21 protein-coding genes are annotated in these 22,175 nt (G+C 53.2%); all 21 read right to left on the bottom strand.

The genetic code is table 11. The features are described 5' to 3' along the window. Positions 1-94: 94 nt before the first annotated feature. The 21 genes from AB1500_04240 to AB1500_04140 all read right to left on the bottom strand — a co-directional run bounded on the left by AB1500_04240 (position 95) and on the right by AB1500_04140 (position 21,438). Entirely contained in the window at positions 95-1,282 is a 1,188-nt protein-coding gene (locus tag AB1500_04240) for a pyridoxal phosphate-dependent aminotransferase (protein ID MEW6182373.1), read from the bottom strand. Positions 1,283-1,417: 135 nt separating this feature from the next. Beyond that, entirely contained in the window at positions 1,418-2,593 is a 1,176-nt protein-coding gene (locus AB1500_04235) for an LL-diaminopimelate aminotransferase (protein MEW6182372.1), read from the bottom strand. Between the two features lie 159 nt (positions 2,594-2,752). Continuing rightward, positions 2,753-3,589: a diaminopimelate epimerase gene (gene dapF / locus AB1500_04230; GenBank protein MEW6182371.1), complete on the bottom strand. Its 837-nt coding sequence runs from the start codon at positions 3,587-3,589 to the stop codon at positions 2,753-2,755. A gap of 58 nt (positions 3,590-3,647) precedes the next feature. Beyond that, positions 3,648-4,757, bottom strand: a complete 1,110-nt coding sequence (locus tag AB1500_04225; protein ID MEW6182370.1) for a M20/M25/M40 family metallo-hydrolase — start codon at positions 4,755-4,757, stop codon at positions 3,648-3,650. Positions 4,758-4,813: 56 nt separating this feature from the next. Next, on the bottom strand, positions 4,814-5,356 hold the full coding sequence (locus tag AB1500_04220; protein ID MEW6182369.1) for a 2-oxoacid:acceptor oxidoreductase family protein: 543 nt from the start codon (positions 5,354-5,356) through the stop codon (positions 4,814-4,816). Further along, positions 5,356-6,102 (bottom strand): thiamine pyrophosphate-dependent enzyme, encoded by a 747-nt coding sequence (locus AB1500_04215; GenBank protein MEW6182368.1) that lies wholly within the window; start codon positions 6,100-6,102, stop codon positions 5,356-5,358. Before AB1500_04215 ends, AB1500_04220 begins: the two co-directional genes overlap by 1 nt. Further along, positions 6,102-7,163, bottom strand: a complete 1,062-nt coding sequence (locus AB1500_04210) for a 3-methyl-2-oxobutanoate dehydrogenase subunit VorB (GenBank protein MEW6182367.1) — start codon at positions 7,161-7,163, stop codon at positions 6,102-6,104. The genes AB1500_04215 and AB1500_04210 overlap by 1 nt, the downstream gene beginning before the upstream one ends. Positions 7,164-7,361: 198 nt before the next feature. Next, positions 7,362-7,610, bottom strand: a complete 249-nt coding sequence (locus tag AB1500_04205; protein MEW6182366.1) for a 4Fe-4S dicluster domain-containing protein — start codon at positions 7,608-7,610, stop codon at positions 7,362-7,364. Between the two features lie 306 nt (positions 7,611-7,916). Continuing rightward, positions 7,917-8,615 (bottom strand): hypothetical protein, encoded by a 699-nt coding sequence (locus tag AB1500_04200; GenBank protein MEW6182365.1) that lies wholly within the window; start codon positions 8,613-8,615, stop codon positions 7,917-7,919. 21 nt (positions 8,616-8,636) lie between these two features. Beyond that, positions 8,637-9,470, bottom strand: coding sequence for a hypothetical protein (locus AB1500_04195; GenBank protein MEW6182364.1), 834 nt, complete (start codon positions 9,468-9,470; stop codon positions 8,637-8,639). Continuing rightward, entirely contained in the window at positions 9,467-10,174 is a 708-nt protein-coding gene (locus tag AB1500_04190) for a glycosyltransferase family 2 protein (GenBank protein MEW6182363.1), read from the bottom strand. The genes AB1500_04195 and AB1500_04190 overlap by 4 nt, the downstream gene beginning before the upstream one ends. Beyond that, complete coding sequence (locus tag AB1500_04185) at positions 10,175-11,056, bottom strand: copper transporter (GenBank protein ID MEW6182362.1); 882 nt, start codon at positions 11,054-11,056, stop codon at positions 10,175-10,177. It lies immediately after the preceding gene. 50 nt (positions 11,057-11,106) lie between these two features. After that, positions 11,107-12,225, bottom strand: a complete 1,119-nt coding sequence (gene steA / locus AB1500_04180; protein MEW6182361.1) for a putative cytokinetic ring protein SteA — start codon at positions 12,223-12,225, stop codon at positions 11,107-11,109. 433 nt (positions 12,226-12,658) lie between these two features. Further along, positions 12,659-13,432 carry a sporulation transcription factor Spo0A gene (gene spo0A, locus AB1500_04175; protein MEW6182360.1) on the bottom strand — a complete coding sequence of 258 codons (774 nt, stop codon included), beginning with the start codon at positions 13,430-13,432 and terminating at the stop codon, positions 12,659-12,661. Positions 13,433-13,581: 149 nt separating this feature from the next. Beyond that, positions 13,582-14,904 (bottom strand): SpoIVB peptidase, encoded by a 1,323-nt coding sequence (gene spoIVB, locus AB1500_04170; GenBank protein ID MEW6182359.1) that lies wholly within the window; start codon positions 14,902-14,904, stop codon positions 13,582-13,584. A 269-nt stretch (positions 14,905-15,173) separates the two neighbouring features. Then, positions 15,174-16,859 (bottom strand): DNA repair protein RecN, encoded by a 1,686-nt coding sequence (gene recN, locus AB1500_04165; protein MEW6182358.1) that lies wholly within the window; start codon positions 16,857-16,859, stop codon positions 15,174-15,176. Continuing rightward, complete coding sequence (gene argR, locus AB1500_04160; GenBank protein MEW6182357.1) at positions 16,846-17,310, bottom strand: arginine repressor; 465 nt, start codon at positions 17,308-17,310, stop codon at positions 16,846-16,848. The genes recN and argR overlap by 14 nt, the downstream gene beginning before the upstream one ends. Before the next feature lie 23 nt (positions 17,311-17,333). Beyond that, positions 17,334-18,200, bottom strand: coding sequence for an NAD(+)/NADH kinase (locus AB1500_04155; GenBank protein ID MEW6182356.1), 867 nt, complete (start codon positions 18,198-18,200; stop codon positions 17,334-17,336). A 73-nt stretch (positions 18,201-18,273) separates the two neighbouring features. After that, positions 18,274-19,095 (bottom strand): TlyA family RNA methyltransferase, encoded by an 822-nt coding sequence (locus AB1500_04150; GenBank protein ID MEW6182355.1) that lies wholly within the window; start codon positions 19,093-19,095, stop codon positions 18,274-18,276. Next, positions 19,092-20,984, bottom strand: coding sequence for a 1-deoxy-D-xylulose-5-phosphate synthase (gene dxs / locus AB1500_04145; GenBank protein MEW6182354.1), 1,893 nt, complete (start codon positions 20,982-20,984; stop codon positions 19,092-19,094). Before dxs ends, AB1500_04150 begins: the two co-directional genes overlap by 4 nt. Further along, on the bottom strand, positions 20,971-21,438 hold the full coding sequence (locus AB1500_04140) for a hypothetical protein (GenBank protein MEW6182353.1): 468 nt from the start codon (positions 21,436-21,438) through the stop codon (positions 20,971-20,973). Before AB1500_04140 ends, dxs begins: the two co-directional genes overlap by 14 nt. Between the last annotated feature and the right edge of the window lie 737 nt (positions 21,439-22,175).

Below are 22,175 nucleotides of genomic sequence, written 5' to 3'. Positions count from 1 at the left end.
AAGAAGAGTCCTTGAAAAAATTGGGCTTTCCCATGCTGTCGCTCGTGGTGATTTCCAACCCGCAGGGGTTGGTTTTTTTATATGAAAAATAGGGTCATCCTTGAAGCACCGCGGTTATTCGATTCATTCCCTCGAATATATTTTCCAGGGACGTCGCGTAAGAAAGCCTAATAAACCGGTCGTCACCGAATGCCGCTCCGGGTACGACCGCCACCTTCGCCTCCTCTAGTAAAAGGGTTGCGATATCCGTTCCGGTGGATACGGATTTTCCATTTATACGACGGCCAAAATATACGGACACATCGGGGAAAACATAAAAGGCGCCGCCGGGCTTGCGGCAGGTAAGGCCGGAGATGCCCGCGAGCCGCTGCAAAATATAATTCCGCCGCTCCGCGAAAGCCGCGAGCATCGCTGCAACCGAGTCCTGGGAACCCTGAAGCGCCGCGATGGCTGCCGCCTGCGCTATCGAAGTCGGGTTAGACGTGCTGTGGCTTTGCAGATCGGACATCGCCTTTGCCACCGGAGCGGGAGCCGCGGCGTAGCCGATGCGCCAGCCGGTCATCGCGTAGGCCTTGGATACACCGTTAACCACGATGGTCTGCGCCTTAATCTCCGGATTAATGGAAGCGATGCTCAAATGCGCGGCGCCGTCGTAAACAAGTTTTTCGTATATCTCGTCCGAGACAACCCAGATACCCGCCTTTACCGCTATATCGGCCAAGACCCTTAGTTCTTGTTCGCTATAAACACTTCCGGTAGGGTTGGAAGGCGAATTGAGTATCAAAAGGCGTGAATTTGTGTTAAGCGCGTTAGACAAATCTTCCGGCAGGATTTTGAAGTCGTTTTCCGGAAGGGTTTGTACAACTATTGGCTTGGCTCCCGTGAGCTTGACCTGCTCTATATAGCTGACCCAGTAAGGCGCCGGAATTATAACCTCGTCCCCTTCTTCGACAAGCACCTCAAGCGCGTTGTAAAGGGAATGCTTTGCGCCGCACGAGACAACGACATCTTCCGGCGAATACTCCAGTTGATTGTCCTGGAGCAGTTTCCGGCAAACGGCTTTTCTCAGTTCCAAAGTCCCGGGGACGGGTGTGTACTTGGTCATTCCCAGGGACAAAGCCTTTACGGCCGCCTCTTTGATGTAGTCGGGGGTATCAAAATCCGGCTCACCGACACCGAAGTTAACGATTTTTTCTCCGGCGGCGGCAAGCGCTTTTGCACGGGCGTCGACCGCCAGTGTCGGCGAAGGACTTATCCCTCTGGCACGGTTAGAAAGGCGCATGAACATTCTCCTTTCTCGAAAACAGTTCACGGTTCTTAGTTCACGGTTCCAAGTTTAAGGAACCAAATCAGGTTTTGCTGCGACATAAAGTTGTCCGACGCGTTGAGTCAGAACTCTCGGTTTCGTAACTCGTAACTAAAACTCGATCTTTCCCAGAATCCGCTTCATCCTTGTCATGGCTTCCCGGAGACGGTTGCCGGCTATGGTTAATGAGATGCGATAATAGCCGTCGCCGTACTTTCCGTATCCGGTTCCCGGCGTTATTACCACGCCCGCGTTGTCTATCAGATATTCGGCGAAGGATTCCGCCGTTTGACCTTTAGGCACCGGCAGCCACAGGTAGAAGGTCGCCATAGGCGGGTCAATATGCCAGCCCATCTCCCTTAACGCGGCGACCGCCGTATCCCTCCTCTTCTGGTATAGGGCGTTTGTTTTGGCGACGCACTCCTGATCGCCGGTCAGCGCGGCTGTGGCGGCGAACTGTATAGCCTGAAAAATCCCGGAATCGATGTTTGACTTGAGCCTTCCCAGCACCTCCACGGCGTCGCGTCTACCCGCCGCCCAGCCGCATCGCCAGCCAGTCATGTTGTAAGGCTTTGAAACAGAACAAAATTCGATCCCGACATCCTTGGCCCCCTGTGTTTCGAGGAAGCTCGGCGGGCGATAACCCTCATATGCCACATCGATGTAAGCGGCATCGTGGCAAACAAGGATATCGTACTCCCGGGCGAAGGCCACCACATTTTCAAAGAAACCCTTATCGGCAACGGCGGCGGTGGGGTTGTTCGGATAGTTGAGAAACATGATCTTGGCTTTCCGGGCCGTTTCGCCGGGGATATCTTCAAGACGCGGTAAAAATCGATTTTCAGGCAAAAGAGGCATCAGATACGGGATGCCTCCGGCTAGAATGGTCCCGCCGGCATAAACCGGATATCCCGGGTCGGGAACGAGCACCGTATCGCCTGGGTTTACATAACACCATGCGACGTGCGCGATGCCTTCCTTGGAACCGATCAGGGAGACGACTTCGGTTTTCGGTTCCAGATTGACGCCGAAGCGACCGTTGTACCACCGGGCCACCGCTTCCCTAAAAGATAGCATACCGACGGAAGAGGGATACTGATGATTTTCCCGGACATGCACCTGACGGGAGGCTTCGGCGCAGATGTGCTCCGGCGTCGGCTCGTCGGGATCTCCGATACCCAGGCTGATAATATCAACCCCTGCAGCCTTCTTCTGGTCTATAAGTTGTTCTATGCGGGCGAAAAGATATGGGGGAAGGCTTTTCACCCTTTGCGCGACTTCGGGCAAAGCTAACAACCTCCTAGGAAAATACTTCTTCTATCGGTGGGCGCTTCGATAAGTAACGCATTGCTCTACATTTTTATTATTCGTGGTGACGTTGAATGCGGCATGTCAAACTCCTTGGTTTTCTGTGCATAGTAATTTTTAGAGTTATGCTGAAGGGATCTAAACAGGTTCTTCCGGCCAATCCCCCCGAAATACTTCCGTGGCGGGACCGGTCATATAAATATGATTGTTATCACCCCAGTCGATGGACAGTGCCCCCCCGGGAACGACTACTCTCACGCTGCGTCCCGTGAGGCCGTTTAAGTTTGCCGCTACCGCGCTCGCACAGGCGCCGGTCCCGCAAGCCAGGGTGGCTCCTGCGCCCCGTTCCCAGACAAGAACGCGTATTTCCTGCGGGTTGATTATCTGAACAAACTCGACGTTGGTGCGGCGGGGGAACGCCGGGTGATTCTCTATTTCGGGACCAAGAATATCGATCGCTATGTCCTTTACGTCCGGAATAAAAATGACACAGTGGGGATTGCCGAAAGACACCGCGGTTACCCGGAAGGTAAGCGCTGCGACGGATAAGGGTTCGTCGACTACCCTTCCCGGCGGGCCGTTCATAGGTATCAGGTTTCGTTCCAGGATCGGCTCTCCCATATCGACTTCTATTTCATTTATCTTATTGTCATTAAATATCAGACGCGGGCGAAGTATGCCCGCTCCGGTTTCTACGGTCAGGTTCGGTTTGTCGGTAAGGCCCGATTGAAAGGCGTGTTTTGATATACAGCGTATGGCGTTTCCGCACATCTCCGCCTCCGAGCCGTCCGGATTAAATATTTGCATCCGCAGGTCCGCGGGATGCGAAGGCATTATGAAAACAAGCCCGTCGGCGCCTACGCCGAAGTGACGGTCGCATATTCTGCGGGCCAGGTCGGGCGTATTCGACGGAAGTTCATCCGCCTCTACAATCACAAAATCGTTTCCTAAACCGTGCATCTTTACAAATCGCATATGACCACACCTTTGTGAAAACGTTTACCGCAATATTTCCGGAAACATCCTCCCGTTGTTATGCAAGTTGGATTATTTCCAGGACCAGCCGGGTCAGATTTATGATGTCGTTCACCGTAATTTGTTCTCTGGTGGTATGCACATTTTCCATGCCGGTGGCAAGGTTAATTGTAGGAATTCCGCGCGCGTTTAAAATATTGGCGTCACTGCCGCCGCCGCTATGAGTGATGGACGGTTCCAGCCCGCATCTGATAACCGCCTGCTTTCCTAATTGCACAACCGGGGCGTTCTCCGGCAGGTCGAACCCTTCATATAGAAGCTCGACGTTGACGTCCGCCCGTGCTCCCGCCTTCCGGGCGGTTTCCTCAATCGTTTTGCGTATCCGGGCGGTGTACTTGGCGCGCTTTGCGCTTTGCAGGCTTCGAACCTCCCCCTCGAGGTATACATTATCGGGAACTATGTTCACCGCCTTACCGCCGCAAATGATCCCGATATTGGCCGTGGTTTCGTGGTCTATCCGTCCAAGGGGCATCGCGGAGATCGACTGTGCGGCAACGTAAATGGCGTTGATCCCGGCCTCCGGATTGACACCGGCATGCGCGGTGCGCCCGTGAACGGTTGTGGTTATTCTATCCTGCGAAGGGGCGCGTACGACAATCGCTCCAGGCGGGCCCGTTGCGTCGAGCACGAAACCATAATCGGCGTTTATTGAAGGGTCCAGTCCTTTTGCGCCGATAAGCCCCGTCTCTTCTCGAACCGTGAAAACAACCGTGATCCCGCCGTGTCTGATGCCTTCGTTTTGAATAATCCGAATTGCTTCCATAATGGCGGCAACACCGGCTTTATCATCGGCGCCGAGAACGGTCTCGCCGTTTGACTGGATTACACCATCCTGGTCGATTGAAGGTTTAATACCCCTGCCCGGTTCCACGGTATCCATGTGGGCGCAGAAAAGCAAATGCGGAGCTTTTTTAGTAACGGAAAGGCGGGCGGTAATGTTTCCGGTTGCCGATGGAAGAACACCGCCTGCGTTATCCTCGCTTACCTCCAGCCCCAGGGAAGCAAGCTTTTTTTTAAGAAGGTCACAAAGCTGACGTTCGTAACCGGATACACTGTTTACCTGTACAAGTTCGATAAATTCATTTATTAGGCGATCCTGGTCTATCAATAAAACCCCTCTCAATTCATAAAGAGCATAACCCCATTATGTCTGTTATATTAAAGTTATTCCCCACGGGCAAAACGCGCGCCTTCCTCTAATGCCTGCCGGTTTGCGGGGATAAGCTTGTGCCGGTGAGGCGGCAGGACCTTTTTAAGAGCCTCGTAAGCGCCGGTAATACGCACCACCCCGGTCAGTTCAATGAATGCGCCGAGTATGATGTTGGCGGCGAAACGAACATTCCCGATTTCCTCCGCAATCTCGTTCGCCCTTATACCCATAACGCGTACATCGGTCCTTTCCGGCCCCCTGCTGATGAGGGAAGCGTTGTAAAGGATAAGGCCGCCGGACTTAACCGCAGTTTCATATTTATCAAGCGAGGGTTGGTTCATGGCGATCAGCGTGGTTGGTTCTGAAACCAGGGGCGAGCTTATCGGTGAATCGGAGACGGTAACCCCGCAGTTGGCGGTACCGCCCCGCATTTCGGGCCCGTAAGCGGGCATCCACGATACCTGAAGGCCCTCAGCCATGCCGGCGTAGGCGAGCACCATTCCGGTCGAAAGGATACCCTGCCCGCCGAAGCCTGCCAGGAGAACCTCTTCTAACATTAAGTATCCCCCTCCGGTATTTTATATTCCCCGAGCGGATAAACCGGGATCATATTCTCTTTAAGCCAGCGGAGTGCTTCCGGCGGGCTGAGTCCCCAGTTGGTCGGGCAGGTCGAAAGGACCTCGACCAGCGACAGGCCGAGCCCCTTTAATTGGGTCCTGAAAGCCCGCAAGACGGCCTTTTTAGCAAGCCGTATATTTTTTGGAGAATTAACTGCCACGCGGGATACATACGCCGCTCCTTCCATTGGGGCAAGCATTTCCGCGACCTTAACAGGAAAACCGGCAACGCCGGCGTCTCGACCGGAAGGTGTTGTGGTAGTCTTTTGTCCCACCAGTGTTGTGGGCGCCATCTGGCCGCCGGTCATGCCGTATACGGTATTGTTGACAAAGATTATAGTGATCTTTTCCCCCCGGGCGGCGACGTGAACCATTTCCGCAGTGCCGATAGCCGCGAGATCCCCGTCTCCCTGGTAGGTGAAAACGACACGGTCCGGTAACACCCTTTTTACACCGGTGGCAACTGCGGGGGCGCGGCCGTGCGCGGCCTCGATCATATCGCAGTTGAAATAATTATAAGCAAACACCGCGCACCCCACCGGGCATATCCCGACGGTCCGGTCCAGTACCTCAAGTTCCACAAGGGCCTCGGCCACAAGACGGTGGATGATTCCGTGCGTACATCCCGGACAGTAATGAAAAAGGTTATCCGTCAGTCCTTCGGTGTGATTCAAGGAAACCGCCATTACTTCAACCCCTCCCATATCTCCCGGACTCGTGCCTCCACCTCGGCCACGGTAGTCAACATTCCTCCGGTACGACCGTAAAAATGTACCGGACGCCGGTATCCGACGACAAGTCGCACGTCCTCAACCATTTGTCCGGCGTTCATTTCCACCACCACAAAGGTCTTCGTCGTGCGCAGCACTTTGAGAAACGGCTCATCGGGGAACGGATAAAGCGTTATGGGTCGTATTAAGCCTGCCGGTATTCCGGCAGACCTCATCCTGTCGACAACAGACTTGGCTATCCTCGCCACCATGCCGAACGCCGCAAGCACGACAACGGCGTCTTCAACCCGGTACTCTTCCCACCGCTTTTCTCCTTTTTCCATCAGGCGGTATTTCTCCTGCAGGCGCAGGTTGACCTTCTCCAATTCCTCCGGCTCCATGTAAAGAGAATTGACGATATTTCGGGTTTCCCGGCCGGCTGTTCCGGTGGTCGCCCATGGTTTAGGAATTAGAGAAACCTCTGTCGCCGAGTTTAGTTCTACAGGTTCCATCACCTGCCCGAGAATGCCGTCACCCATTACCATTACCGGATTGCGGTACTTATCGGCCAGATCGAAGGCAAGTCCCATCAGGTCCATGATCTCCTGGACCGAAGCAGGAGCAAGTACGGGTAGGTGGTAATCACCATGCCCTCCGCCTTTAGTAGCCTGGAAATAATCCGACTGTGAAGGAGCAATATTCCCCAGACCGGGACCGCCCCGCATGACGTTTATTATCACACAGGGGAGTTCGGCGCAAGCTATGTACGATATGCCTTCCTGCATCAGGCTGATTCCCGGGCCGGAAGAAGAGGTCATAACCCGCGCTCCTGCCGCAGCGGCGCCGTACACCATATTGATGGATGCAAGTTCGCTTTCGGCCTGAAGGTATAGACCGCCGATTTCCGGGAGGCGTTTTGCCAGGTAATGCGGCAGTTCACTCTGCGGTGTAATCGGATAACCGAAGAAATACTTGCAACCCGCCCTTATAGCTCCTTCGCCGAAGGCTTCATTGCCTTTCATTAATACTCTGGCCATTTGCACCCTCCCTTGACAATAAGTGTTCTTTCGTAGGGCGCGGCGATAAGCTGCGTATAGCTTTGTCAGTCTGGCAGGGCCGGATCCTCACGTACCTCTATGTACGCTTCGGCCCGTCCCTACCAGGCTTTCGTGCTCTACTTGCTTCTCCCCGCGCTCCGTATTGCGCTACGTTCCTAAGCTGCTGGTTCCCCATTTTCATTCTTCAGATGGAATGGCCACCGACCGTTTGGTAGACTCCTTCCGTAATACGGTTACTGCAAGGTCCGGACAGATCAAAGAGCAAAAGCTGCATCCGGTGCAAACCGATATGTCGGTCACACCTGCGGGGTGAAATCCGAGAACGTTGATGATTTCTTTAGAAAGGGCGATGATATTTTTGGGACATACACTAATGCAGAGTTCGCACCCCTTACATCGGTCGTTATTGAATATTACTTGCGGCACGACAACATCCCCCAAACATTTGTACGTATTCACTGAACCCCATAGGGTGCGGTGATAACCCCGTACTCAAGTTAGCAGTAGAAACGCAGCCCGATAACGGTAGCCTTTATAACCCGGTTGAGTGCGGGGCTGGCTGAATCGGAGGTGGGAGGCAGGATGTTAGACTTCCCGGCCTCCGACCTCTGAAGTCAGTACGCTCCGCTCCGTCCGGCGTGGTCCTTCGCGCCATGCTCGCTTCTGACCGCGCTCCGTCAAAACACTAAATGTGTTTTACCGAACATTTACAAACATTTAACTACACTGCGGTCATGCCATCCACGGCGGTGTTAAAAACTCCTTTAGGGAAAAGACTTCACCGCCCAAGACATCCGCAGCGGACTTACTTAACTGTTCCGTTACGGCGGAGAACGCCACTGAAACTCCAAGCTGCTCTGCCGCCTTCCGAACAATCTCAAGCCCTTCTTTTATACTGCCGATGTCGGTTTCCAACCCCAGGTTGGTATTATTAACGAGACAGTCGATTCGCAGTCCGGCGGCGATTTCTATTTCTTTGACGGCGGAAACAATTCCGCTTGTATCCTGCGTAAAGGGCCGTCGCGAGTTGACGACTAAAAAAAGCCGGTACTCTCCTTCCGGCAGATACGGGCGGTAACAGCCCAAGACCGTAGCCCCGATAGAATCGCCGCCGACATCCATACACACCCGCACTCTGGAAACCAGAGCGCCGCGAATGGCTGCAGGTAAGGCGGGCAGGTCGCTACGGGCTATTTCCGCCGGAGGGCAGATAACTTTGACGCCGTAAGTGGCAAACTCATTTTGAAGCATTCGGGAACGGAAGTAGGGGTTAATAACGTCGAGATCGACGAGAATGCTTTCTTCCCCACCTGCGGCCGTTTGCCAGGCGGTATTGAGCGCTATGGCCGTTTTACCGCTTCCCAGGGTGCCCAAAAAAATGCTGATACGTTTGCCGTTTTCTCCTAATGCCTTAGGTAGCGTTTTCGCCATAATTTAAAAAAATTCCTGCATTTATTCGCGCCTACCGAGACGGTCTATGAAATTAAGCACCCTGTTATTAGCGATGATTACAGTTAAAGAGTATCTTTCCGCCAAGAGGTTCAGAAACAGGAGCAGCAAAAACACGACCGCCCGCGCTTCCAGTCCGAGGGTCCAGGCGGCCGTTAGCCCAATCGCGGCTCCGAGGGTGTTGGAACCGGCATCACCCATCATGGCCTCAGCCCGCAAGTCCACACGAAGGAAAGCGATCAGTGCTCCGGATACCGCCAGCAGAAGAAAAACCTCGGATCTACCCCAAGCCGCTGCGGTCAGTGCCGCCGCAACGGCAAGAAAAACCTTTCCCGCACGACCGGGGCGCAGATCAAACAGGTTAAGGGTGTTAACGGTAAGCGCCGTGAGTATGGCGTTAAAAACACTCTCCCAAAGCGGGGATCCGGGAAGGAAAACAAAAAGGCTCCCAATTCCGATGGCGATTGCCTTAAGTCCTCCGGTGGTCAGTTCACCGCCAAGGAGTCGTCTGAAATGTCCTTTAAGACCGGATACCTTTCTGGATCCGAGGGTGTCGTCAATGATGCCAACCAGAGTGGTCAAAGCCGTTACAAAAATAAAACTCATAATCCGGGCTTGCCTCATGTATTCCGGGAAGACGATAACGCTTATTAGCACAACCGGCAGTAGCGCGAAAAAAAATACAGCCCCGCCGCCTACCGGTATGTTTTGCCCGGAATAGTTCGGCCGGACGGCGCCACCCGAACGTAAAATGTGTAAAAAAGGTTTGCAGGCTGTACCGCCTGCGGAATAGCCGATTATCAGCGCCAGGAGATAGACGGTATAATGGTCCGTCATCCGGTTACCCTGTCCGGCCGCCGACATTGAAAGTAAAGCCGGGTAAGCGTCAGTGCCACATCACGGAATTGACGGCCGCGATGCAAAAAACCTTTAAGATCTCTCCCGGTTTCACGGTGGCGCATCGGCACCGCAATTTCTGAGACACGGAACCCTTTTCGGACGGCTTTTACGGTAAGCGCAACCTCCACCCCGAACCCGCCCGCAAACGGTTTCACCACTTCAAGAACATCCCGGGAAAGCGCCCGCTGTCCCGATAGGGGCGCCTTCATTTCGAGACCTGTAAAATAACGGATCCCGCTGCGTGCAAGCCCGCGGACCAGCCCGAACCCCCCCTTTTTTTTCGGAGAGGGAAAGCAGGCCACCGTCATATCAGACTCGCCTCTAAGCACAGGTAGAACAAGGTCGCGCGCGTACGTTGCACTTTTGCCCAAATCGGCATCCAAGAGCAGTAAAACGTCCCCTGTTGCGACCGAGATCCCGGTATTCACGGCCGTTCCTTTGCCGCTGTTAGCGGGGAGCTTTACCACTTCGGCGCCTGCTTTCGCCGCAAGTGTTGATGTCTCGTCGCTCGAAGCGTCGTCTACCACAACGATTTGGGTAACCTCGGGTATAGCTTTAACAGCCGTCACCGTTTCGCTGATTTGAGCGGCTTCGTTGAATGCAGGAATGATTACCGATACCGTCTTGGATTTATTTTTCATTCACTTTGCACCACCTGTCGGGAAAGGAGGGATGAGCCCTTTTGCGGATGGTTTTGTCCCGTAGTTTCCCGGTTGGCCGGCAAGCGCCAACACCAGCGCCGTGCGCCCTATCGGTGTGTCGATATTGTCCACGGTAGTAATTTTCCGCTTTTGGTATTCCCTAATACATATGCCGCTGTCAATTGTTTCTTCCACCCCCGCGGTCGTTACACCCTCTTGCTTGAGTCCGTCAATGAGATTTAAGTCGACTTGAGACACACGGCTGATTTCCGACTCTTCCGCACCGCCTATTACAATTGCGGTATTAACCGGAATGCTGTAGTTTCCAGTATAAGTAACCAGACCTACCGACCCTAAATAATCGATTAAAGCGGCGTTCTGACCTGTAGCAATCGCCCGGCCAAGTTCACGTGCAAGTTTGGCCGTTAAATCTTCAGGTTTTTTTTCGGTCCAGCTAAAATCCTGCCTGAGCTTTTCCTGATAGTTGGTTACGTTTAGCCCGTTTGTGAGGGTTATGACCGGTTCCACAACGGCGCCGGCCGTCTTTAAATTGTCCAGCATCTCTTGCGAAGCCGCGTTCCCAATTTCAAAAACCGCGACCCGGAGACCTTCCAGGCGTCCGGCGGTGACAAAGGGCACTATTTGACCCGCGAAAAGATCAAGCATCTTGTTTTCCGCTTCCACCCGGTCGACACGTTGTTGGACCTTCATATTTTCCATTCTAAGGCTGTTCAGTTGTTTTTCAAGCCGGTCTCCAAGCTGTACCTGCTGCTTGACGATGGCCTCACTGCCGACCATCGTTGTTCCGATAAGAATTCCGAGGCCCAACATTAAGAAAACCGCAACCAGCGTAATGATATGGTAGCGGAAGTCGATAATCATGCACTATTCTCTCCTTGGAGCCCGCGCGGTTTCAGCGCTCCCCATTTGATTTATATACCCAAGAGCATACGGAATTGGATGATAACAAGTTTCATAAGCTGACGTATGGGAGGAGAAATCACCACAACGGCCGTAAAAGGTATGAGGGCGGCGGCGATTACCTGCGCCAAGTAGCGCACTTTGACCCTGCTCCGGTACAGCCTTGAAACCCCTTTGGCGTCAATCAGTATCGAGCCGACCTTCAGCCTCACAAGAAAGGTGCTCCCCATCCCCCGTCTACCCTTTTCCAGGAAATCCAGGACGTTGGAATGCGTGCCGACAGCAACGATAAGGCTCGCGTCTTTTTCATAAGCCAGCAGCATTGCAACATCCTCGCTTGTCCCCGCCATAGGCAGTACAAACGCGTTTAAACCCATTTTGTTTACCCGTTCAAGCCCGGGAGCTTTACCGTCGGCGTAAGCGTGAACCACAATTTCCTTTGCCTGACTAAGGGCGGCATCACTTACGCTGTCCATATCACCGATTACTATGTCCGGTCGGTAGCCGAACTCCATAAGGGCGTCCGCCCCGCCGTCGACGCCTACCAAAACCGGGTGCAGCTCATGAATATAGGAACTTATCGCACGCAGGTCTTCCTTGTAGTTATAGCCTCGAACCACGATCAAAACGTGTTTTCCCTGGAAGCTCGTTTTCAGAGGCGGCATCTCAATCTTCTGAGTTACAAGTTCAATCTCGTCCCGGGCGTACGACAGTGTGTTGTCAACAAAAGACCTGAGCACCTCACCCAGTTGATTCTTTGTCGTCCCCATCGACGCTTTGATCTTTTCGTCATCCAGATAATCACCGGTTAATGCGAGGTGGTCGTTAACGTAAACGGTATCTTCTTTAATTATTACTTCTGTTCCTTCCGGTATAGATAATATTTCTTCACCGATGTTGTCAATGATCGGGATCCCGGCTTCCACCAGCATTAACGGCCCTTCATTCGGGTAATCGGTTGAGAGCGAGGTATCGGCGTTAAGCACAAACTTGCAGCGTGCCTCTATGAGCCCCTGCGCTGCAAGCTTGTCGATTCCGTTATGACTAATGATCGCGATCTCGTTTGGTTGAAGCCTTTGAATTAGATTCTTAGTACGACGGTCAGCCCGTACCCGACCCCTGATCGCCATCGGTTCGCCACCTTATTTGCTAATAAACAGACCATATATTACTGTTCCCATTTTAATCAAGAACCAGAGGAGTGTCAAAACATACTATTTAAAAGTTGCAGGGCCGTTCAAACAGAGCTCAAACAACACCCGGCTCACGGACCCCCGCTCAACACAATCCCTTAACCCGTTAATTATACTCCATAAACAGGATACAGTGACGGTTGATTACGCGCCGTTTTGATGTTGGGGACCGAGAGTCACGGATTATAAAGCTAATAAGTACTTTGGATCTGTATGGCAAGAAAAAATACGTCCGACTCCCGGCGTCCCGTTACCGACATGTCATGCTTGTTTTTTACGGCCCTTTTTCTACCGATTTTAAATGATAAGATTAGGGTTCTGAACACCTTCCCTTTGGTTGCTGTTGTCAGTCAGCAAAACGGCAAGCCTATCAGCTAACCCTGGATTCGAGACGAAGTTTATCGGCAATCATGGCTATGAATTCAGAATTGGTCGGTTTTCCTTTAGCCATATTAACGGTATAACCGAAAAACTTGGATATGGCTTCGACGTTTCCTCTGTCCCACGCCAGCTCAATGGCATGCCTTATGGCCCGTTCCACCCTGCTGGGTGTAGTGTTGTACTTCTGGGCGATCATCGGGTACAGTTCTTTGGTGATCCCGCCCAGGAGGTTGATTTCGTCCACCACCATCAATATTGCGTCCCGCAGGTAATGGTATCCCTTAATATGCGCCGGAACACCTATTTCGTGAATGATATTTGTAACGGCCATATCGAGGTTTCGCGGCTTGGACGGCACAATGAAAGGAGTCTTGGACGACACGCCGTCTCCCAACTGCCTGATCCTGCTGGCGAGTACCGAAAAGTTGAAGGGCTTCACGATATAATAGTCTGCGCCAAGTTCGACCGCGCGCTGGGTTATGGCCTCCTGCCCCAGCGCTGTAAGGACGATGATCTTCGGACGGTAAGGGAGCGCGCTGCCGACGAACTTTTCCAGCACGCCTATTCCATCGAGGTGCGGCATAATAATATCAAGGATCACCACATCCGGGTGGGTGTCCTCGATAACCTCGACGGCCTCCAAGCCGTTATACGCAACCCCCACCAGTTCAAAGTCGGGTTGTTGATTTAGGAAATCTTTCAGGAGTTCACAGAACTCCCTGTTGTCATCAGCAAGAACAACTCGTACGGTCTTGCCTATCAAATTAAAAACCTCCCTTTCATAAGCTTTAGCGTTAGCCAGTTAAAGTAAGAATTCGCCATTCGGAAAAAATATCCTCCCCCGACGGCCAAAAAACTTTTCCCCGGCAACTGCAAATAAATGCCAGGTCACGACCAAATACCAGCTTAAAATCAGGTCTGAAACGAACCATATAATACATTGTCAAACCGTTGCCTGCCAACCCTTTGCGGGAGAATTCCGCTTTCGCGGATCATCCGCTCCGCAAATATACCATAACCCCTTTCCGGGTTGCTAATAAACACGTGCGTGACGGCTCCGATCAGTCGACCGTCCTGAATGATGGGACTGCCGCTCATCCCCTGGACGATGCCGCCGGCGACACGTATTAATCGCGGATCGGTAACCTTGATAATAATATCCTTTTTCCCGGAACGATTTGCCATATTAACCTGGCTGATCTCGATCTGAAAACTCTCCAACCGGTTCCCGCTCACCACTGTAAGCATAGTGGCCTTGCCCGGATGTACCTGATGAACGAGGGCCACCGGAATGGTTGATTTACATATCGGGTGTTCCGGAATCCGGTCCAAAAGACCGAATATACCATATCGGGTGTTCTGCTTAATTGTACCCGACAAAGACGAAGTTTGGGTAAAAAACCCGATTTTTTCTCCGGGTTTGCCGCGCTTTCCCGGGCGAATTCCCTGAATGAAGGCTTCAATTATACACCCGTCCGCCAGTTCGACTGGATGTGAGGCGCCGTTATTGGTGACAATATGCCCCAGAGCGCCGTATATTCCTGTTTCCGGGTCGTAAAAAGTAAGCGTTCCGACTCCGGCCGTTGAATCCCTGATCAGCAAGCCCATTCTGTAACACTTTGTTGCGCTGCAAAAAGCCGGCTTCAGTACAAAGCGCAGGGTTTTACCTTTTCTTTTAACCTCAAGACGAACCTTGCGTCGTTCCTTTCCTGCACGGGATACCGCGTCTTTAACAGAATGGTCGCTTGTTATGATACTACCATCGATATGCGTTATGATATCACCCGGCATTAAGCCGGCCTCGGCCGCAGGATTAATTTTTAACCCTTCTTCGTTTGTGAACTCTGTTAGACTGACGACTATGACTCCCTGGGTATGCAGTAATACCCCTACTGCCTGTCCGCCCGGATAAACCCGTACCTCGGGCTGTATATCCACCACTACCGTTCTTAACGGCAGGAAACCGTGATACGATACGTGGGCCTGGAACCTTCCCGGCACGGCGGCTTGCAGTTTTTGATAAAACGAAGAAATCCCGTCATTTGAGGGATTATGGTGCTGAGGGACGAGTACCAGATGCTTCCTGAGAAAACCGGGGAAGGCATCGGTGAAACTATAAAGCTCACCGACAGTGAGACTTTGTCTTACCGGAAAGAAGGCGGCTGTTATATATGTGGAAACAATGAAGAAGACGAAAAAGGACAGTAATAACAGGCGACGTGTTTTCGGTGACAACGCTACCCCTCCGGGCATTTAAGATACCCGAAGTGGTTGACCTTTATGCCCTATTGAAAACAGTGTTTCTTTCGTTGGGCGCGGTGAAAACAACGCATTGCTGCGTCACTTCTCGCCGCGTCTGCGTCCTTAGTTGTGCCGTAAGTAGGTATAGGCGACACCGAAAATACAATGAGTAATTTGCAGAGGACGATGCAGGAGGTCGTAAGGTGGAATTCGGGAGAGCCGGGATTCAGGAAAGGTAAAACCGGTTTCCTATATTCTATATTCTATATTGTAACATTCCATCCTACCCGCTTGTCTAAAAGCATGACTGCGTGTTCGCGTGCGGTTTCGGGCGCTCCTCCCACCAGTCGGGCCAGTTCCTTAATCCTCTCTTCTCCTTTAAGTGGGATGACCCTGATGTTTGCGCGATTGTTTATGACCTGCTTTTGTATCAAGTGATGCGCGCTTCCTTTTGCGGCCACAAGAGCCTGGTGGGTAATGCAGAGCACCTGTCGGTGTCCTGAAAGATAGTCCAGCCTGGCGGCGACGGCTTCCAGCGCCTGCCCGCTGACTCCGGTATCAACCTCGTCCAGGAACAATGTCCCAACCTGCTCATTGGCGGCCGTAAGTACCTTCAGCGCGAAAATAACACGCGCGGCTTCACCGCCGGAGGCGATACGGGCAAGTGGTTTTAACGGTTCACCCGGGTTCGGAGAGATGTGAATCTCAACCTCCTGCAGGCCCCTCGGGTTGGGGGTTTGCGCCGCGGGGGAAAATACGACTTTAAAAAGCGTTTCTCCCATAGCCAGCTTCCCCAGTTCCAAAATCATCTCGTTTTCGAGACGCCGGGCGGATTCGTCCCTCAAGGTCTGCAGCCGCAGGGCTGTGTTTGTCCATTCCTGCTCCAAACGCTCCGATTCCGACTGCAGGTTGGATGCCTCTTCGGACTTACGTTCCAAATCCTCCAACTCTTGAGACGCTTTTTCCCGGTAAGACAAAACTTCGGCGACATTATCACCGTATTTACGCCGGAGTCTGTCGATCAGGTCAAGCCGGGATTCAACGGCATCGATCCGATGCGGATCGTATTCCGCTTGATCGACAAGGTGTTCCAACTCCCGTGCCGCTTCCACAAGAAGATGTGTTGTTTCTTTAAGACTGCTGGCATACGTGGCGAGTTGTCGCCTGTAGACGGCGATTTCCGCCGTTATAGCGGCGGCTTCCCCCACCGTCTCCACCGCAGAACGGTCGTCGCCGCTCAGCAGCATCTGGCCGCGAAACGCAAGTTCCTTCAGACGCGCGGCGTTGCTCAGCCATTCCCGTTCCTCGAGAAGCTCTTCCGACTCGCCGATTCGAAGGCCGGCCTTAGCGATTTCCTCGACCTGATATCGAAGGTTATCCGCCCGTCTCAACCGCTCACGGCCCGCAATAAATTCCGCTTCGGCATTTTCCTTTACTTCCCGCCAGAGCCGGTAAACCTGCGCCAATTCCTGGCCAAGGGGCACAAGGCCGGAAAAGGTGTCAAGCAAATTCTCTTGCTTTAAGGGGAGGTAAATCTCCTGTTGTTCGTGCTGAATAAGAAAATCGATAAGCTCGCCGGCGGCCTCCCGGCATAGAGCGAGTGGAACGGCCTGTCCGTTGATACGGCTTAAACTTTTTCCCTGACGGTAGAGCTCACGCCTGAAAACAAGGCAGCCTTCTTCCTGTTCAATACCGAGCGGGATAAGGCAATCCGGAAACCTGTCTATCATGAAAACCGCTTCAATCGAAGCTTGACTGGCGCCGGTGCGGATATAATCGGAGTTTGCTCTTTTACCCAGCACCAGTTCGAGTGCTTCGAGAATCACGGATTTCCCGGCGCCCGTTTCACCGGTGATAACATTCAAACCGCGTGTGAACTCAATGGTCAGGTCTTCAATCAGGGCGATGTTTTTTATCGTAAGCGTATGCAGCATCTTATTCCTTATCACCGGCAACCAGGGATTTCAGCCTTTGGCGTATAGAGGAGGCCTTACTGCGCGATTTGACGATTACCAGAAGGGTATCATCTCCCGCAACCGTCCCCATTACGCCCTGCCAACCGGCATGGTCCACGGCCGATGCCACCCCCTGGGCTGCGCCGGGGAGAGTTTTTACAACCACCAGGTTATCACTGCTGTCTACGTAGACAACCGCATCGCGTATCAAGCGGCGAAGCCGTTCCTCTTCCCTGACGTTCCGGACGCGGGATTCCGGTGTAACGTAACGGATTACGTTCCCGGACGCGACCTTGATCAGACCGAGTTCCCGCACGTCGCGTGAAACGGTAGCCTGGGTGACCTTGAACCCGGCTTCAGAAAGCGCCTTGACAAGCGCCCTCTGGCTGTCTACAGGGCGCTCTTTGATTATTTGCAGGATCAGGTTGTGCCTTGTGAGTTTCATCTGCCTAGTCTCTCCCTGCGACGCTAATCCTCCAAGCCTTCCAACTGAAGTTTTTTTCGCAGTACGGAGTAAAAGCTACGCTCGGAGACGCGGATAAGCTTCAACTGGCGAAAATAGCGCTTAATCACGACCACGTCCGACGCCAAGAGCGGAAAGCTTTCGTGTCCGTCCACGGTCAGGTTTAATCCGGCCACGCTTTTTTCAAGAATAACCTGAACGACGGCGCCGGCGTTGATTACCATGGGGCGCACAATAAATGAATGAGGGCAGATGGGGGTAAGTATGATAGCCCCGATCACCGGTTCTATGACCGGCCCGCCGGCGGAAAAAGAATAGGCCGTTGATCCTGTGGGCGTTGAAACGATAATTCCGTCACCCTTAAACTTCATTACGCGGTGGTCGTCGACACGCACCTCAAGACGGCACGGTCTGCTCAATGCTCCCCGGCCGACTACGCAGTCGTTAAGACAGACGACCCTTTTGACGATTGCCCCGGATCGTTCTACCCCGGCGCCAAGAAGAAGGCGGTCCTCAACCCGGTAATTTCCGCTGAGAATCTTCGCCAGACCGGGATACAATTCCTCCGTACTCAGCTCTGTTAAGAAGCCGAGTCCGCCGAGATTGATGCCCAAAACAGGTATATTGCGGAGGGCGGCCAACTGTACCGTAGAAAGGAGTGTGCCGTCCCCGCCGAGACAGAACAGACAATCTGCGCGCCGGCGAAGCTCATCCCTGCTGACGCCCTTTCCGCCTACCAGCGGGACATGTTCATTCAGGACCAGAACGTCAATCCCTTGACTGGTGAGGTAGTCCAATATTTCCCCGGCCACAACCGCGACACTTTCACCCAGCGTGGGGTTGATTAAAAGGCCGACTGTCTTAATCTCCATCGCGATGTCACCCGCTGCATAATTATCTGTCAAAACATTACGTGGTTTGCTGAACACTTACCCGATTCGGATGTTACCGACTCCCTCGGTCGTTCTTAAAGTGATTCCAGGCCTGGGTAACCACTTCTTCGACGCTTCCATGCCATGCCTGACCGGGGATTTTGCTGAAGAACACGAAGAATTCAATGTTTCCTTCCGGTCCGCGGAGCGGCGAAAAGGTCAGGCCGAGAACCTCCCAACCAAGGTCGCGAATAAAACCGATGATTTCATTACAAACCGATAGCTGAGTTGAAGGATCCTTTACAACGCCTTTCTTGCCGACTTTTTGCCGTCCCGCTTCAAACTGCGGTTTTATTAGAACCAGTCCCATTCCCGCCGGCGTTAATAACCGGTCTACAGTCGGCAGGACCTTTTTCAGGGAGATAAAACTGACGTCTATCGTTGCAAAATCCGCCCGCTCGCCAAGTAGCGACGGCTCCAGGTGGCGGATGTTGGTTCTTTCCATAACCACAACGCGCGGATCGTTCCGGATTTTCCAGGCCAGTTGTCCGTAGCCTACGTCTATCGCGTAGACGCGCCGGATCCCTGCTTCTAAAAGACAATCTGTAAAGCCTCCGGTGGAAGCACCCACGTCAACCGCAGTCAAGCCGGTCAGGTCGGGCTGAAAGAACTTCAGCGCGTGAGACAGTTTGACCCCGCCACGGGAAACGTAAGGGTGATCCTTGACGCGAAGCTCGATCGCATCGCCGGCGTTTACCACATACCCCGGTTTTAATACCATGCGTCCGTTGACCGTGACCGAACCGGCGATTATCGCCGCCTGCGCACGTTCACGGGTAGAGAAATACCCGTTTTGCACCAGGAACAGATCAAGTCGGTTCCTGGATGCCGTCATGTGCTCTTGACAGCTACCTTCAACCGGCGCCGGGGTTGTGTTACCGCCGTTATGATCCCTTCCGGTGTAAGGTTGTGTTTTTCTCTCAATATTTTCGGAGCGCCGTGCTCAACGAATGAATCATTAATCCCGAGACGGGTCAGTTCAACATTGCACAGTCCGTTATCCAATAAGAGTTCCGCTACCGCACTGCCGAAACCGCCCGCCAGGATCCCTTCTTCTATCGTCACAACGCGCTGAGTCTGCCGTGCGAATCGCAGCAGTAATGCGGTATCGAGGGGTTTCACGAAACGCACATTGATAACCGCGGCGTCTATTCCCTGCTGCGCCAGTTTTTCAGCCGCTTCAACGGCGGTCCCGACCATGTTTCCGACCGCGAAGAGGCTTACATCCTTGCCGTCCCTTATGACCAGGGACTGTCCATACGGAAGTATCTGCAGTTCCTGGTCCAGAAGACACCCGGTGCCGCTGCCGCGGGGGTAGCGTATGGCGCAGGGACCGCAGCATGCGAGCGCTGTCTTCAACATGTGCCGCAATTCGTTTTCGTCCTGTGGGGCCATTATCGTCATGTTGGGTATCGACCGGAGGAAGGCCAGGTCAAGTATGCCCTGGTGCGTGACCCCGTCTTCTCCCACAAGCCCGCCGCGGTCAAGGGCGAACAGAACGGGCAACCTCTGGAGACAGACGTCGTGAATTATCTGGTCGTACGCCCGCTGGATGAAGGTTGAATAAATGGCCACCACCGGGCGCCAGCCTCCGACCGCCAAACCGGCGGCCATCGTTACCGCGTGCTGTTCGGCGATACCGACGTCAAAAAACCGGAGCGGAAAACGTTTGGCAAAGGACTTGAGCCCCGTGCCCGTCGGCATCGCAGCCGTAATCGCAACGATTCGCGGGTCATCTTCGGCCATTTTTTGAAGGGTTTGCCCGAATACGTCCATGTAGGACAAACGGTCGGAACGTTTGACATTGCCTGTTCCCACGTCAAAAGGACCAACGCCGTGAAAAAGGTCAGGGTCCGCCTCCGCAGGGGCGTATCCCTTTCCCTTGTGGGTCGCGACGTGCACCAGTACAGGACCCTTCAAGGACTTGGCTTTCTCGAAGGTGTCTATCAATACCGGTAACTTATGACCCTTTACCGGGCCGAGGTATGTGTAGCCCAGTTCCTCAAAAAACATACCCGGTACCACGAGATATTTCACGCTATCCTTCAGACGGTCCAGTATGCGAAGCATCTTGGGACCTATTGCCGGAATCCTCTGGATAAGACCCTCGACCTCTTCGCGGGAGCGGTGGTACATCCTGTCCGTCCTGAGGCGCGTCAGATAACCGGAGAGAGCCCCGACATTCTTGGCGATGGACATCTCGTTGTCATTGAGCACCACTATAAGGTTCGCCTTGATATGTCCGGCGTGGTTCAGCGCTTCCAGGGCAATTCCCCCGGTTAAAGCGCCGTCGCCTATTACCGCGATCACCTGATGATTATCCCGGTTAAGATCCCGGGCCTTGGCCAGACCCAGAGCCGCTGAAATCGAGGTGCTTGCATGACCGGTGCCGAAGATATCGTATTCGCTTTCATCGCGGGAAGGGAAACCGCTTATCCCGCCCGTCTGGCGGAGAGTTGAGAATCTTTCACGCCGACCGGTGAGTATTTTGTGAACGTAACACTGGTGCCCAACGTCCCAAACTATCTTATCCCTTGGAGCGTGGAAAACATAGTGGAGCGCCAGAGTGAGTTCAACAACCCCGAGGTTGGGCGCAAGATGACCTCCGTTTTTAGAAACGGTGTTGATAATCAGACATCGAAGTTCCTCAGCAAGCGCTGCCAGATCATCGAGTTCAAGATTTCGCAAGTCTTCAGGTTTCTCGACCTGTTCAAGAACGCCCAAGCTTTCGCACCTTCTTGTCAGAAGTTTTGTTCTTCCGTCGGAATAAGGCAGACATCACACGGTTGTAACCCGCGATTAATCGTCCCGTCAAAAAAACAACCTGGTTGGCGCGCGTTATCGCCACACGTTTACCCATAGCCTTGCCGGCTACGGTAACAGCGGCAATTACTGCAGTCACCAGGATGTTCCCCCACAACTCGCTGGACTTTGGGAATACCAGCAACATCCGCGCCATAATGGAAATACCGAGCGCTCCGGCGATGGTACCGCTAATATCGCCGACGACGTCATTCGCAAAATTGGCCACCTTATCGGCGTTTTTAATTAACGCCAGGCCTTCCTGCGCGCCGGTCACCTTGCGCGCCGCCATAGCGTTAAACGGAGCTTCCGAAGCAGCGGTTGCGGCGGTGCCGACTATATCGAAGACAACATTAACCGTGACTATGAAAAACAAGAAACCGACTGCTACCCACAAGATCTGAAATTGACGCACAAAGGTTTCGGATATAAAGGCAAAGAATACGGTAGCGGTAAACGTCAATATCAGAACTTTCAGCACGTGGCGGATATGCGAGTGCCGGGGTTGGCGATATGGCAAACAAATCTCACCCCAAGCCCTTTTGAATCTATGTTACAAAAAACCGAAACGCCAAAACATTAAAATGAATTATTATGGGTAAGTGACAGCACTGCAAGTAAACGCTGTGACTTAGGTCCAGTAGGGTTTCCCGAACAACCCACCGGTCGTCGCCGTACCGGCGGTTTCCCTTTAAGGGCGTTCCCGGCGCGTCACCGCAGCCGAGACTGGATTACCACTAAGTCCACACTTTAATCCTTGCTGTACCCCGGTAAACCCGGACAGCCTAGGGGTTTTCCCCGACAAGATCATTCTCTCCCTAGCCTCTTTTGCAGCCAGGGTTTCAGGCTAGCGGTATTCCAAGCACGGGCCCGTTCCCGGAATCCACATTGTTCAGCATCCACCCTGCCCACTCAAGGCAGGCTACGCTGCACGCAATTTTCACCACGTACAGGTTCTATCCCAAGCCATAGGCTAATGCTTAGCCCACGTACTTGGGTCTCCGCGGCGGCAGGGTCAACGCCCGCATGCCTTTGCGGCTCGCCCTCCCGCCTTAACTCCCAGTACCAACCCCCGGCTGGGCGCCGGCAGCCAGCACCAGGAACTTCATCGAT

This window comes from Bacillota bacterium (assembly GCA_040755295.1).
In the GTDB taxonomy this organism is placed as follows: Bacteria; Bacillota; Desulfotomaculia; order Desulfotomaculales; family Ammonificaceae; genus SURF-55.
Note: the sequence above shows the minus strand (reverse complement) of the source record. Positions and strands in the feature narration are given on the sequence as shown.